Origin of the sequence: Sorangium sp. So ce119, from assembly GCF_051524405.1 — a bacterium.
Lineage (GTDB): Bacteria > Myxococcota_A > Polyangia > Polyangiales > Polyangiaceae > Sorangium > Sorangium cellulosum_G.
The window spans coordinates 1,882,750-1,896,619 of the sequence record NZ_CP150310.1; the positions used below are offsets into that span (position 1 = coordinate 1,882,750).

Here is a 13,870-nt window from a genome sequence, read left to right on the forward strand (position 1 = left end):
TCATGGGGGCAGGGAAGCCGTTGACGGGCGCGGAGATCGACAATGAGCCCGAGGCGGAGCCCGGAGAGGCAGAGCTGCTCCTCCGGACCCTCCTCGACAACCTGCCGATCGCCGTGTGCCGGTACGATCGCGAGGGCACCTTCAGGTTCCACGACGGCAAGGGGCTGGAGGTCTCCGGCATCAAGCCGGGAGAGCACGTCGGCAAGAGCTTCTACGAGCTCTACGCGGGCGCGCCGGAGGCGGTGCAGTCCGTTCGGCAGGCGATCGAGGGGGAGGCGTCGCACACGGTCACCGAGGCGCACGGCATCAACTGGGAGACATGGGTCATCCCCGTGCGCCACGGCGGGGAGCCCGGCGCGGTCAGCATCACCATGGATGCCACCGCGGCGGGGCAGCGAGAGCAGGAGCTCCGGAGCAAGCTGGAGCTGATCGAGAAGCAGCAGCGGGTCATCCGCGACCTGTCGACGCCGATCATCGAGGTATGGGACAAGGTGCTGACGCTGCCGATGGTGGGGGTGGTGGACAGCCTTCGGATCTCCGAGGTGATGGACAACCTGCTCAACGCGATCGTGAACAAGGACGCTCGGTTCGCGATCCTGGATCTCACGGGGGTGGACGCGGTGGACACGGGGACAGCCGGTTACCTGATCGAGATGATCAACGCGATCCGGCTGCTGGGGGCGGAGGGGATCATCACGGGGATCCGGTCGAACGTGGCGCAGACGATGATCGCGCTCGGGCTCGACCTGTCCAGCGTGACGACGGTGAGCAACCTGCGCGCCGGCCTGAAGCTCTGCATGCGGCGCATGGCCGCGGCGGGCGAGCGCGGCGGCGGCGCGCCGGCGGCGAAATGAGCGCGTGATGAGCGCGTGTGCGGCCGCGGATCAGCGGTGGATCACGAGGCGGGTCGACGGGTCCTTGCGCGTGACCTGGACGGCGTACCACCCCTCGGGCACGGCCGGCTCGGTCCAGTGAAATAGCCACTTCGCGTCGACCGGCGAGAGGTTCACGCACCCGCCGCTCTGCCCATCGCCCCAGTTGTTGTGCCAGTACGCGGCGTGCAGGAGGTACTTGCTGAAGAAGTGCTGGCTCCACGGCACCTCCGCCTCGATCCAGTCGTCCTCGTCGACGTGGGGCGTGATCAGCGTCTTCGTGATCCACTTGCGGTTGATGCGGTACTGGCCGAGCGGGGTCGTCGAGGGCGGCACGAACGGCTCGGCCTCGGTCCTCTCCGGATCCTCGGCCCCGTTGCGCCCGGCCGAGATCAGCGTCGCGAAGACGGGCCGGTCGCCCTCGTAGGCGATGAGCCAGCCCTCGAGCGCGGCGATCTCGATCCACGTGTTCCTCGGCCCCTCGGCCACCGCCTCGGGCGCGCCGCCGCCGAGCTGGATGGGGCGCCCCCACGGGTTCCGCGATTTCCGCGGCTTGACGACCACCGCGTCGCGCTCGAGCACCCAGTGCCCGTCGTCGCGGGTCTCGAGGTAGGTGAGCTTGCCGACCTGCCTCGATTTGCCCGTCAGCCCGACCCTGTCGAGGCGCTCCCACACGGCGTCGGTCTTCTCGATCTGGTTTCCCTCGGTGAGGCGGTACTTGGGGCGCGGCTTGCGGCGGAAGAACGCGACGGGGAGGCGGACCTCGGAGGTGAGGTGCACGCCCTGGAAGGTGGCGCCCTCGTACGGCTTGACCTTGTCCTTCGGCACGAACGTGAGATCGGACGCCCAGAGCCACGTCGCCCCGCCAGCCTCGACCTCCCTCGTCCACGCGACCGACGACCGCGGGCGGACCTGCATGTGCCGCGTATCGTGCATCCCCGAGGGCCACTCCGGGGTCTCGATGCCCTCCACCTGGAAGAGGCGCTTGAGCCCGAGCGACTCGCCGTAGCGGTACGGCAACGGCTGATCCGCGAGCGGGGCGTGGGAGGCCAGCGTCTGGAGCATGGGATCGGCCGCGTCGAGCGTGGCGCGCTCGCCGTCGACGCAGACGTAGCCGCGCGGCTCGACGGCGTAGAACGCCGGGCAGTCGCCCGCGCCCCGGAGGGGCTCGGCGCTCTTCAGCCGGACCGAGCTGCCGATCGTGAGCTGGCCGATCCACTGGGACTTCGGCCGCGGGGCCGCCCGGATCATCACCTCGCGGCTCTTCGCGTACACGCGGGCGACCGCCGCCGGCGGCTCCGCTGCGGCCACGGCGGGCGCGGCCGCGGCGGCCGGAGCCGCCGGCGAGGGCGCCGGAGCGACGGCCGGCGCGACGGCGCCGGGGGCGTCCGCCGGGGGCGCGCCGGCGGGCTCCGCGACCGCCACGCCGGTGCTCCCCGCCGGGCCGGCGCTCGATCCGGCGTCGCGCCGCGACGGCGTGCACCCGACGAGCCACAGGACGCCGAGGGCAGCGGTGCACAAGCGGCCGGACATAGGCGCGCCACCCTAGCACGTTCAGCCTGTCTGGCGGAATGACCTGCAAAGCTGGAATCCGGACGCGCGCGAGCGCCGCCGGCGGTAAACCGAGCACGACAGGGCTGCGACGACGGGCGCGCCAGGATTTCGATCGCCGCGGGTGTCACGCTCGGCCCTGCTCGCGCCTAGAGCCGAGGAAGGCAGGCGACGACAGCCGGCCGGACCGGAACAAGAAGCAGAAAAGGAGAACGCCCATGCGTCGTTGGCTCAAGGTGACCCTGATCGCGGCCGTCCTCGGAATTCCCACGGCGGCCTACGCGGGTACGCAGCTCGCGGGCGGCTGTCCGTGCGCGGATTGCCCCTGCCCGGACTGCCCCTGCGGCTGAGGACCATCGCCCTTGGAACCGCGCGCGCGATCGCTGCTCAACGCGTCGATGAGACGCCTTGCTGACGGCGATCGCGCGGCGTTCGATCCTGTCTATGCGGCCCTGTGGCCGGCGATCAGCGCGTTTTGCCGCCGCATGCTCGGGGGCGAGGCGGACGCCGAGGACGCGGCGCAGCAGGCGCTCCTCAAGGTCTTCGACCGCGCCAGCTCGTTCGAGCCCGAGGCGGACGCGCTCACCTGGGCGCTCGCGATCGCGGCGTGGGAGTGCCGCACGACGCGGCGGCGGCGGTCGCGGTCCAGGGAAGCGCCGGACGAGCTCGTCCCGTCGATCGCGGCCGACGCGCCCACGCCCGAGGACGCGGCGATCGCCCGCGATCTCGACGACGCGGCGCGCGAGGTGCTCGGCACGCTGGCCGAGGCGGATCGCGAGACGCTGCGGGCGACCGTGCTGGAGAGCGATCGCGACCCCTCGCTGTCGGGCGCGGCGTTCCGCAAGCGCCGCGAGCGCGCATTTGCCCGCCTCCGGGAGGCGTGGAGGAGGATCTATGGAACCTGAGGCGCTCGTGGGCTTGAAGGAGAGGGCCTATCGCGCGTACGAGCGCGGGAGGGCGCGACAGGCCGCCTGGGCGGCGTCCCCGACGCTCGCGATCGCGCTCGTGGCGGCGCTGATGAGCGACCGCCCGCTCGCCACCGCGGTCATCGGCGCGGCGCTCTACGTCGCGGCGGCGCTGCTCTCCTGGCGAGGGCGGCAGCTCGGGCGGGGCGTGCTCCCGGGCGTGGCGGCGGGGCTCGTGCCGTTCGCGGCGGCGCACGCGGCGCGCGTCTACGGTCACCTGTGCACGCCGGAAGGGTGCGTGTCGATCTGCGTCCCTGCGTGCCTGGCGGGCGGCGTCGCCGCGGGCGTGCTGCTCTCGCGCGCGCTGCGCCGGTCCGAGCGGCTCGGGGCCTCGTGGGCGTCGGCGTGCGGCGTCGCCGCGCTGACGGGCGCGCTCGGCTGCGCCTGCGTCGGCTTCGGCGGCGTGGTCGCCCTCGCGGCGGGGCTGCTCGCCGGCACCGCGCCGCTCGCGCTCCGCCCCGCGCGCGGCGGCGCGTGACGTCGCCCTGATGTCGCCCCGCGCGCCGGCGGCTCGGCGGTCCGGCCCGGCTGCCGCCGGTGTATGCTGGGCGCCGTGGGAGATCCGACGCTCGGCCCGGACGGCGCGTTCGAGGAGGCCCTCGCCGCGCTCGGCGCGGGGCCCGCTGCGCTCTCCGCCGACGAGAAGCGCGCGCTGGACGACGCGGGCCACGTCCTGTTCCGCGCGGCGATCGACCCGGCGTGGCTCGAGGCGCTGCGCGCGGACTGCGACGGGAGCGAGGGCGTCACGGCCCAGGGCGGCAACCAGCAGCTGGCGTGCCTCGGCGAGCGCCAGGGCGCCGTCCTCCGCGTCCTCCAGTGGCCGCGGCTGCTCGCGGCGGCGCGGCACGTGCTCCGCCGGCCGTTCGCGCTGGGGGCGGTGGCGTGGCGCTGCCCGCGGCCCGGCCTTGGGCAGCAGGGCCTGCACATGGACTGGGGCGCGCAGGGGGATCCGGGCCTGTTCCACGTCGTGACAGCGCTGTGTTACCTGGACAGGGCCGTGCCCGAGAACGGCGCGACGCGGCTCGTGCCGGGGTCTCACAAGCTGCGCCGGAGGCCGCCGAAAGATCTCGCGGATCCCGCGAGCCGTCATCCCCAGGAGACGACGGTCCAGGCCCAGGCGGGCTCGTTGCTCATCTTCAACGGCCACCTCTGGCACGCCGGGACCCGCAACCGCAGCGGCGCCCCGCGGCGCGCGCTGCAGTGCGGCTTCGTCGCGCGGGAGCACCGCGGCATGCCGTCAACCCTCGTGGACGACGCCGAGCTCCTGCCCGCGCCGGCGCGCCTCGTCCTGGGGATCACGGGGTGATCGGCGGTCCCGGGGCGGCGTGAGGGCGCCGCCGATCACGGCTCGATGCGGCACCTCGCGCTGCACCCGTCGCCCCCCGTCGTGTTGCCGTCATCGCACGTCTCGAGCCCCCCGACGTCGCCGTCGCCGCACGCGACCGCGGGATCGATCAGGTCGCGGCGCAGCTTCAGGTCGTCGCGCAGGGCGTTCACGTTCGCGGTGAACTCGCGCAGATCGGCGCGGGTCGCCTCGCCGGCGCTGGCGTTGCCGATCACCCGCGCCGCCTGATCGACGACCGCGAGCAAGGCGCCCTCGTCCCAGGCCTCGCTCGCGAGGCGGGTGAGCTCCGCGCGGAAGCGCTCGTCGAGCGCCGGGATCTCGCGGATCCGGCCCGGGAGCACGGCGACGGGCGCCGTCTCGGTGTCGAACCACGGGTCTTCCAGGATTCGATCCATCCCGTGGGGCATGAACACGAAGCGCCCGTCCACGGGGTTCTCGTAAAGATAGTAGTTGTTCGCCCGGTACGCGTAGCCGTCCCAGTGGCCCATCAGCGCCTCGAGGGCGTAGGTCGTGATGTACCGATCCAGGTCGAGGTGCTGGCTCGCCTGCGCGGCGAGCTGCTCGTCCGGCGCGTCGCGGATGACGTCGGCGAGCGCGCGGAGCTCGGCCGCGCCGTCGTCGTCCCCGCCGTCGAGCTCCACGGCGTCGATATCCTCGACGAAGTCGCCGCAGCACGGACCCTCGTAGAGCGCCCCCTCGTCGTTGACCTCGCCGAAATGGCGCCTCAGGAACCGCTTGTCGATCGCCTCGGTGACGACGTAGATCCCCTTGTCGACGCCGTTCAGCGTCACCACCGCGTGCACGCTGCGCGCCGCGGGCAACCCGGCGCGGGCGTGCAGCTCCTCGCCGACCTGCTCGCGCATGAACGTCGGGTCCTGCTTGGCGCTGTTCAGCAGGAGCTTCTTGAGCCCGTGCAGATCCGCCTTCTCGTCGAACTCGTCGAACTTGAGGCTGAAGCTCGGCTTCTCCGAGAGATCCACGAGCGCGTTGCCCTTCTGCCGGATGCCGGCGCCGGCGACGACCTCGCCGTCGTAGGTCAGGGTGCACGGCACGCGCTCGTCGAGGTCCGTCGCGAGCTGGTTCAGATGCGCGTCGTCGACGGTGATCTCGACCCTGTGGAGCACCGACCGGTCGAACACCACCGCGGACGCGGCCCCCTCGTCGACCGGACAGCCGCTCTGGCTCGCCACGACGAGGGGCAGGGAAAGGAGGGGGAAAGTGCCACGGTTTCTCATCATTCCCGGCTTACCAGGCGGCCTCCGTCGGCGCCACGCGCGGAGGGACGCCTGCGTCAGGGCGTCAGGGCGTCAGGGCGTCAGGGCGTCAGGGCGAAGCAGTAGATCCCGCCGTAACCGCCGCCGGATCCCACGCCTGTCGCGCCCGGCGCCGGTCCCCCCGCGTCCACGAGGTTGACGCTGGGCGAGCACCCCGGCGCTTCGTGGGCCGATATCCAGTGGGCCATGTTGAAGTCGCCGCCCCCGCCGCCGAAGTTCCTCGGCCACGAGTGTCCGACGCGCGGCTTCCCGGAGTTCATGTCGCCCGACGCGCTCGTCCAGTCGTTGCACGTCGCCGTCGGGCCAGACAGCCGGCCTTGCTGGTTGCTCCCGGTCATGGTGTCGTGGTTGTCCACCTCGGGCTGGCTCGGCTCGGGCTGGTGGTTCGGGACGCCGTCCTCGTTCGGCAGATCATCGCCGATCGCCTCGTCGGCCCCGCTGGGACGCTCGCCGATCAGCTCGCCCTTGTTGTTGGCGACCAGCCGGCCGAGCCGATCGTACCAGGGCCCCTCGCCGATCCGGTCGATCGCGTCGACCTGCTTGCCGTCCTCGCCTGCCGCGGCGCTCAGGAACGCGCGCCACGTCTTGCTCCCCGCGCCCGGCATGCTCTTCTCGGCGATCGTCGCGCAGATCTTGTCCGCGCCGCGGAGACCGGCGCCCTGGCCCGTCTCACCGAAGCGGAGATCGCCCCCGAAGCCGTCCTGGGAGCCCGACAGCTCCCGCATGGCCGCGAGGCTGGTCACGAAGAAGCTGAACGGCTCCGTCGTCGCGCCGCCGGTGGAGCTGCTGCTGGCCGTCGCGGAGCCGCCGCTGGTCGCGGAGCCGCCGCCGGAGGTCGCGGCGCCGCCGCTGGTCGCGGCGCCGCCGCCGGAGGTCGCGGCGCCGCCGCTGGTCGCGGAGCCGCCGCTGGTCGCGGAGCCGCCGCCGGTGGTCGCAGCGCCGCCGGAGCTCGACGACGCGTCGGTCGCGCCGTCGCTCGAGCCGTCGCTCGAGGCGCCAATTTCCCCGCTGGAACAGCCGAGCACGTGCGAGAACAGCGCGATGGTGAGAGGGAGCCACAGGGAGCGATAAGCGAAGGTCATGGTGTCGGTCTCCTTGTCCTGATCAAGCCACGTTGTTCGTCGCGCCGTGTCCGGCGAGGCTGATCGGCAGGTGAGATCGCCCTGGCAGGTCTGCCCCTCTGACACCGCGAGCTGCTTCCTCATCATTCCCGGCGTACCAGGCGGCCTCCGTCGTCGCCGCGGGGGCTGTCGAGCGTGATGTCGAGCGCCTGACCGGGGGCGAGCGCCACGGGCGTGTCGAGCGCGATCGTGACCACGCGGCCCCATGCGGACACCTTCGGCGTCGGCCAGCAGTGCAGCGGGAGCGCGGAGACGAGCGGGCCCACCGCCACGACCGTGCCCGGGATCGAGTCGCCGCGCTGGCCATGGACGCGGAGCTCGGCGGCGTCTCCCTCGCGCAAGCCAAGGGAGGCGCGCTCGGGGACGCAGGCGACCGCGTGCGCGCGCGAGCCCGCGCCCGCGGGCTGCGGGGGCTCGCCCGGCTGGGCGACCGCGAATCCGAGGACCTGCCCGCCCGGGCTGATGTCCAGGTGGAGCCACAGGGCGGCCCCGAGCGTGAGCGCCAGGGTGATCGCGGGGCCGGCCTTCTGGAGCGCGAGCGCCGCGCGGAGCCGCCTCACGGCGCCCCGGCGGCCGCCCCGCGGCCGGGGTAGGGGCGCGCTTGCTTGATGTAGAGCGTCGCCGGCTCGCCCGGGTTCGCGTCGTCGTCGAACTTGAACTCCACGTCCATCGCGTACCAGCCGTTGTTGCCCGCCGCGGCGCCGTAGGCGGGCGAGAACCGCTCATGGATGGCGTCGAGCGCCACGCCGAGCTGATGGATCTGCGCCGCCGTGAGGACCGTCTGGCCCTCCGGCATGAGGCTCGAGTGGGTGAGGTACGTGACAGGCTGGTTCGGCTGGTTGAAGAAATAGAGGATCTCGTCGTTCGTCACGCCGGCGGGCGGGGCCACGACCTCGACGTCGCCGCCCGTCTGCACGTTGACGTAGAAGGCGGGCTGGATCCCGGTGGGGTCGAACGGGTTGTTGGTCAGCGCCACGCCGTTCGCCTCCTCGTCCGGGAAGTTGTGGTGCACGAGCAACGCCATCCCGATGGTCCGGTGATCGATGCCGTAATACGTGCGCTCATCGAAGGTGCGGAGCTTCCAGGCGCTCGCGTACGTCTTGCGGATGGCGTCGAGGACATCCTCCCAGTCGGCCGGATCGCCGGTGTTCGAGTCGTAGCAGCCGGCGCACGGGAACCCGTCGAGGTCCTCGCTGTTCGTGCTGGTGCGGAAGCGCATCGGGTGCCCGGCGTACTCCGCCTCGATCTTCGCCTTGAGGAGCTCCTGGAGCCCGGCGTCGACGGGCGCGGTCTTCATGGCGTCGCGGAGCGCCTTCAGCGCCTTGTCGCGCACCGCCGCGTCGGTGTTGAACTGCGGGTCGGCGAGCAGCGACTCGATCTGATCGTAGAAGCCGTTCTCCTTCATGAACAGGTCGTAGTAGTAGACAGGGATCGAGAACGCCTTCTGGATCGGGACCTCGGGGATCCTCGCCAGGATGGAGTAGTGGGCCGACTTGCCGCCGAAGGCGAGGACGGCCTTCTTGATCGCGTCCCGGAGCGGCTCGCCGTCCTTCGGGTCGGGGGTCACCTCCTCGATGTCGCGCAGATCGGTGACCGTCAGATCCAGCTCGGGGAGCGTGACGGGCTCGGGCTTGTGCGCCTCCCAGAACGCTTCGGCCTCCGCCTCGGTGACCTCGCGGACGCTCCAGGACGACGGCCCCGCGGTGAGCTCGACCAGCTTGTCCTTCAGCGCGAGCAGCTCCGGGTTGCTCATCGCGTTGCGCAGCCCCATGTTGGGCGTGCGCCGGTTCTGTGAGAGCACGTTCACGTGCGAGAGCGGCGTCTGGAACTCCTCGGTGATGATCCCCTGGACGACCGAGATGTCGTTGGGCGCCTCGTCGAGGACCACGATGTCCTGGTGGGACAGGTACTCGTCGGCGAGATCCGCCGCCTTCGCGAAGTGGAGCCGCCCCACCGCCGTGCCCAGCGAGAGCGGCTGGTAGTCGATCCCGGCGTAGAGATCGCCGGTGCTGACCACGGGGATGTCGGCGGGGAGCTTCTGCGCCTCGACCGCCACGGCCTCCGACGTGGGGTGGAAGGCGAGCTTCGTTCCGAAGAACGAGGCCGCCTTCACCGCCTTGAACAGGGCGGTGATCATGTCCGCAGACGCGGTGTCATAGGGCGAGAGCTCGAGCGCCCACACGTCGGGGCCCTGGTAATGCGTCACCGCGCCGAGGACGAAGCGGCGATCCGGCGTGAAGTACTCGGTCGCGTTGAACTCGGCGAGGGAAGGGACGTAGGGCAGCGGGTCGCCGGAGAGGTGCGATGACACGAAGTCGTAGTGGATCTGATAAAGCACGCTGTTCTGGAAATACAGCGCGTCTTGATCGGCGCGGTCCAGGACCACCTTGACCGAGCGCGCGCCGGGCAGGCTGGCGTCGACGGGCGCCGACGCGAGCGCCTCGAAGTCCGCGGCGCACCCCACGCGCTTCAGGAACTCCGTCGACCCGTCCTCGCTCGTGCCTTCGCAGACCTCTGGGGTCGCGCCGACGTCGTCGGGCGAGCCGCCGCCGCACGCGCCCGGCAGCGCCGCGGCGAGCAGGGCGAGCGCGAGGATGGACGTGATGCGATTGCGATGAACCATGAATCCTCCTGAGACAAGTAAGCTGATCGAGGGGGGCGCGCGGCGGTACGCCTGCGTCAGGGCGTCAGGGCGTCAGGGCGAAGCAGTAGATCCCGCCGTAACCGCCGCCGGATCCGACCGTGGGCACGTCGAGCTGCGGCGGCCCCATCTCCACGAGGCTCACGCCCGGCGCGCACCCCGACTCGTCGAGGGACGACATCCAGTTGGCCATGTTGAAATCGCCGCCGGGGCCGCCGGGGCCGCCGGGCCCGCCGCCGGGGAAGCCGGGGCCGCCGCCGTCTCCGAATCCTCCTCCGAAGTCCCTCGGCCACGAGTGTCCGACGCGCGGCCTCCCCTCGGTGTCCCTGTTGCCCTCCGCGGACGTCCAGTCCTTGCATGTCGCCGTCGCGCTGTAGAGCTTGCCCTCGTCGTTGGTCCCCGTCAGGATATCGTGGTTGTCGACCTCGGGCTGGCTCGGATCGGGCTGGTGGTTCGGGACGCCGTCCTCGTTCGGCAGATCGTCGATGATCGCCTCGTCGGCCGCGCTGGGACGATCGTTGAGCAGCTCCGCCTTGTTGTTGGCGACCAGCCGGCCGAGCCGATCGTACCAGGGCCCCTCGCCGATCCGGTCGATCGCGTCGACCTGCTTGCCGTCCTCGCCTGCCGCGGCGCTCAGGAACGCGCGCCACCCCTTGCTCCCCGCGCCCGGCATGCTCTTCTCGGCGATCGCCGCGCAGATCTTGTCCGCGCCGCGGAGACCGGCGCCCGGGCCCGTCTCGCCGAAGCGGAGATCGCCCCCGAAGCCTTCCTGCGAGCCCGACAGCTGCTGCATGGCGACGAGGCTGGTCACGAAGAAGCTGAACTTCTCGGTCGTGGTGCCGCCGCCGGTGGTGGTCGTGGTGCCGCCGCCGGTGGTGGTCGTGGCGCCGCCGCCGGTCGTCGTGGTGCCGCCGCCGGTCGTCGTGGTGCCGCCGCCGGTGGTCGTGGTGCCGCCGCCGGCGCTCGACGACGTGCCGGTCGCTCCGTTGTCCGAGACCTCCGGGTCCGAGCCGGAGCAGCCGACGACGGGTGAGAACAGCGCGAGGGCGAGGGGCAGCAGGGAGAGAGAGCGATAAGCGATGGTCATGGTCTCTGTTTCCTTTGTTCTATTAAGCTGGACTGTTCGTCGCACCGGGAACCGGTGAGGCTCACTTGCAGGTGAGATCGCTCTGGCAGGTCTGGCCCTCGGGGCACTGCGAGTCGTCGTTGCACGAGGTGAGCCCCGCGATCACGACCGACCGCTCGATCTGGGACGAGATGACGAGATCGACCCGGCCCTGCTGGATCGTCGTGGAGCCCACGGCCCTGCGTGTGACGACGATCGTCGGGAAGCCCGCGACGCCGAGGTCGAGGAGCTGCGTGACGAGCGACGCCGGGAGGTCGAGCGAGCCGGTGTCCTCGGCGGAGCACTCGATCATCCCCTTCGTGCCCCCGTGATGGCTGATATCGAGCTTCACGTAGACCTCCGAGATGCCGGCCTGCCCCGGCGGGGTCCAGGTGAGCTGCACGGCCTGGTCGGGCTCGAGGTTGACCGCGTCGTTCAGGAGCTCCAGGGGGCTCACGCCCTTCGACTCCACCGAGAAGGCGCTGAAGAAATCGCCGCTCGCGTCCAGGCGAACCGTCTGTCCCTCGTCGGCGGGCGGATAGCCGAGCTTCACGCCCGCGGGCGGCTGGTAGTTGTTCGCCGTGGGCTTCATGACGAAGGACGCCTCGCCCGACTGGAGGTTCAGGCCGAGCACCGTCACGTCTCCGGCGCTGTGCGCGGCCGGGTAGGCCTGGCACGTGTCGTCCTCCACGCAGACGGCGCTCCCGCCGCAGGGCTGGTTGCAGAACGGGACGCGCGGCGTGAGGAGCCGGCAGCTCCCTTCCTCGGCCGCGAGCTCCCAGATGATCTGCGAGGGCGTGGTCCCGTCGTAGATCTTGCCGAGCACCGCGGTGGTCCCGGCCGCCTCCGGCGCGCCGTCCCCCGAGGGCGCGGCAGGCGACGAGCGCACCTGAAAGGCGCCGATGAGGAGCGTGGAGTCCCCCTCCCCGGTCGAGCCATCCGACCCTCCGGCCCCGTCGGGGTCCGGGGGGTTGTTGCCCGTCGTCGTGGTCGAGCAGCTGGCAGTCAGGAGGCTCAAGACCCCGCCGAGGGCGCTGACGCGCCACGCGCCGCGGGAAAGGAATTTTACGATTCGAAGAAGTTTTTGCGACATCTCGGTGGCCAGGTGGTGGCCATGCGAGATCGCGGGTCAAAGTTTTTTACGGGCGGCGCACCGGCGCGAACCCCGGTGATCTCGGGATCTCGGGCCTCGCGGGCCCTCGCGCTCACCCGCCGCCGAGCTCTGACAGGCGCGCGCGCAGCCGCGGCGCGTGGACGCTCGCGGCGTGGCGAGCGAGGAAGTCGGCGATCGCCGCGCGCTCGTCGGCCGTGCGCCCGAGCCGGCGCAGGCACTGCACCCGCCCGACGCGGGCCTCGGCGGCGAGGGAGCCGCCGCCGCCGGCGAGGTAGCGCTCGAAATAGCCGAGCGCCGCCGCCGCCTTGCCCTGGTGCAGCGCGAGCTGCCCGAGCGACACCAGCGCCGCCCGCGCCTCGGGGCTGGACGGGTGCTGCGCGAGCAGGTCGCGGTACGCGGCGCTCGCCTCGGCGGTCTTCCCCTGCGCGAGCCGGGACTGGGCGCGCAGGAGCAGCGCCTCGGCGCTCACCGCGGGCTCCTCCGCGCGCGGCCTGGGCGGCTGCGGCGCGCGCCCCTGGGCCTCGGCGGCGCCGTCGGCCGCGGGCGCGCTCGCCGGCGGGCCGGGCGGCGGCTCGCTCGCCGGGGCGCCGTCGGCCGCGGGCGCGCTCGCCGGCGGGCCGGGCGGCGGCTCGCTCGCCGCCGCGCCCCGGTCGAGCGCCGGCGCTCCCGGCGCGGGCGGGGGGACGCTCGGGACCTCCCGCCCCGCGCCGCCCGGATCGAGCGCCTCGCCGCCGCCCGGCGCGGGCGGGGGCGCCTGCGCGGGCCCGTCGACCAGCTCCGCCGCGAGCGCGGCCAGGAGGGTCGCCGCGGCGGCCACGCCGGCGATCGACCCCGCGAACCCGCGTCGCAGCGCCGGCCGCGGCGCCGCGCGGGGCCGCGCCGCGCTCGCGGGCGCCGTCTCCGCCGCGGCGCGCGCGAGCACCCGCTGGAGCATGGCGGCGTCGCTGAGCTCGCGGCCGTCGGCGCGCGGATCGCCGAGCTCGCCGATCGCGGCCCAGAGCGGCGCCTCGGCGCGCAGCGCGGGGTCGTCCTGCTCGGCGCGGCGGAGGAGCTCCGCGTCCTCCGCGCCGATCGGCTCGCCGCGCGCGTCGGCGGCGAGGATGGCGGGCAGGCGGTCCAGGTCGATCTCGGACTTCTGCGTCCCTGTCATGCTGTCCTCTTGCGGCCGACCGCGATGTCCTGGCGCACCTGCTTGCGGAGCGCGCCGATCCCGAGGCGGAGCCTGCTCTTCACCGTGTCGGGGCTGACGTCGGTCATGCCGGCGATCTCGTCGATGGAGTAGTCGAGCGCGTGGTGCAGGATGATCACGTCGCGCTGCGCCTCGGGCAGCGCGTCGAGGTACGCGCGGGCCTCGCGCGGGAGGGACTCGAACGGGGGCTGGTGCGGCGCCTGGGCGACCTCCTCGTCGATCGCGCTCTCCGGGGCGACCGGCACGCCGTCCCGGCGCTGCTGCTTGACGTACCGGAGGACGGTCCGCACGGCGACGCGCCTGGCCCAGGCCTCGACGGCGGCCTCGCCGCGGTAGGTCGAGGCGCTCTCGAGGATCGCGAGCAGGGCGAGCTGCGCGGCGTCGTCGGCGTCGGCCGAGCTGCGGAGGAACGCGCGCGCGATCCGGCGCACCCGCGACATCACCTGCGTCATGAGCCAGGCCTGGGCCGCGGGATCTCCCGCGCCGGCGCGGCGCATCCGCTCGAGGTCGAGCGGCACGGTCGCCGCGGGGGCGGAGGCCGCGGGAGGGACGGGGCGCGTCATGGCGCTGGCCAGGCGCAGCTCGGGCACCGGACCGAGGCTCGCGCGAAGCGCTCGTGAGTGCTCAGCGTCCATCGCCGTGACCTGGTGCGGCGCCTCGGCCGAACCGGGTCAATTTTCTTTCTGCGTCGGC

Annotated in this window: 14 protein-coding genes; 5 read left to right on the forward strand and 9 right to left on the reverse strand. The window is 72.8% G+C overall.

Annotation, left to right across the window (positions count from 1 at the left end; genetic code table 11):
- Positions 1-2 precede the first annotated feature (2 nt).
- Positions 3-854 (forward strand): STAS domain-containing protein, encoded by an 852-nt coding sequence (locus tag WME76_RS07465; protein ID WP_437959489.1) that lies wholly within the window; start codon positions 3-5, stop codon positions 852-854.
- Between the two features lie 30 nt (positions 855-884).
- On the opposite strand, the gene WME76_RS07470 is transcribed toward WME76_RS07465, so the two are convergent.
- Positions 885-2,405 (reverse strand): L,D-transpeptidase, encoded by a 1,521-nt coding sequence (locus tag WME76_RS07470; protein WP_437959490.1) that lies wholly within the window; start codon positions 2,403-2,405, stop codon positions 885-887.
- 236 nt (positions 2,406-2,641) lie between these two features.
- Between WME76_RS07470 and WME76_RS07475 the strand changes: the two genes are divergently transcribed.
- The 4 genes from WME76_RS07475 (at position 2,642) to WME76_RS07490 (ending at position 4,694) form a co-directional block, all read left to right on the forward strand.
- Positions 2,642-2,773 carry a hypothetical protein gene (locus tag WME76_RS07475; protein WP_267888043.1) on the forward strand — a complete coding sequence of 44 codons (132 nt, stop codon included), beginning with the start codon at positions 2,642-2,644 and terminating at the stop codon, positions 2,771-2,773.
- Positions 2,774-2,821: 48 nt separating this feature from the next.
- Positions 2,822-3,328, forward strand: a complete 507-nt coding sequence (locus WME76_RS07480; protein ID WP_437959491.1) for an RNA polymerase sigma factor — start codon at positions 2,822-2,824, stop codon at positions 3,326-3,328.
- Complete coding sequence (locus WME76_RS07485; protein WP_437959492.1) at positions 3,318-3,866, forward strand: hypothetical protein; 549 nt, start codon at positions 3,318-3,320, stop codon at positions 3,864-3,866. The genes WME76_RS07480 and WME76_RS07485 overlap by 11 nt, the downstream gene beginning before the upstream one ends.
- A gap of 75 nt (positions 3,867-3,941) precedes the next feature.
- On the forward strand, positions 3,942-4,694 hold the full coding sequence (locus WME76_RS07490) for a phytanoyl-CoA dioxygenase family protein (protein WP_437959493.1): 753 nt from the start codon (positions 3,942-3,944) through the stop codon (positions 4,692-4,694).
- 35 nt (positions 4,695-4,729) lie between these two features.
- Here WME76_RS07490 and WME76_RS07495 read toward each other — a convergent pair whose 3' ends face one another.
- The 8 genes from WME76_RS07495 to WME76_RS07530 all read right to left on the reverse strand — a co-directional run bounded on the left by WME76_RS07495 (position 4,730) and on the right by WME76_RS07530 (position 13,767).
- Positions 4,730-5,971 (reverse strand): CotH kinase family protein, encoded by a 1,242-nt coding sequence (locus tag WME76_RS07495; RefSeq protein WP_437959494.1) that lies wholly within the window; start codon positions 5,969-5,971, stop codon positions 4,730-4,732.
- Between the two features lie 77 nt (positions 5,972-6,048).
- A complete protein-coding gene (locus tag WME76_RS07500) occupies positions 6,049-7,089 on the reverse strand; it encodes a hypothetical protein (protein ID WP_437959495.1) in 1,041 nt (346 codons plus the stop codon).
- Between the two features lie 122 nt (positions 7,090-7,211).
- Entirely contained in the window at positions 7,212-7,688 is a 477-nt protein-coding gene (locus WME76_RS07505; RefSeq protein WP_437959496.1) for a hypothetical protein, read from the reverse strand.
- Complete coding sequence (locus WME76_RS07510; protein ID WP_437959497.1) at positions 7,685-9,751, reverse strand: PEP/pyruvate-binding domain-containing protein; 2,067 nt, start codon at positions 9,749-9,751, stop codon at positions 7,685-7,687. Before WME76_RS07510 ends, WME76_RS07505 begins: the two co-directional genes overlap by 4 nt.
- A 64-nt stretch (positions 9,752-9,815) precedes the next feature.
- Positions 9,816-10,856, reverse strand: coding sequence for a hypothetical protein (locus WME76_RS07515; RefSeq protein WP_437959498.1), 1,041 nt, complete (start codon positions 10,854-10,856; stop codon positions 9,816-9,818).
- Between the two features lie 61 nt (positions 10,857-10,917).
- Positions 10,918-11,892 carry a hypothetical protein gene (locus WME76_RS07520; RefSeq protein ID WP_437959499.1) on the reverse strand — a complete coding sequence of 325 codons (975 nt, stop codon included), beginning with the start codon at positions 11,890-11,892 and terminating at the stop codon, positions 10,918-10,920.
- A gap of 187 nt (positions 11,893-12,079) precedes the next feature.
- Positions 12,080-13,138: a tetratricopeptide repeat protein gene (locus WME76_RS07525; RefSeq protein WP_437959500.1), complete on the reverse strand. Its 1,059-nt coding sequence runs from the start codon at positions 13,136-13,138 to the stop codon at positions 12,080-12,082.
- Positions 13,135-13,767 (reverse strand): RNA polymerase sigma factor, encoded by a 633-nt coding sequence (locus WME76_RS07530; protein WP_437959501.1) that lies wholly within the window; start codon positions 13,765-13,767, stop codon positions 13,135-13,137. Before WME76_RS07530 ends, WME76_RS07525 begins: the two co-directional genes overlap by 4 nt.
- Positions 13,768-13,870: the final 103 nt, after the last annotated feature.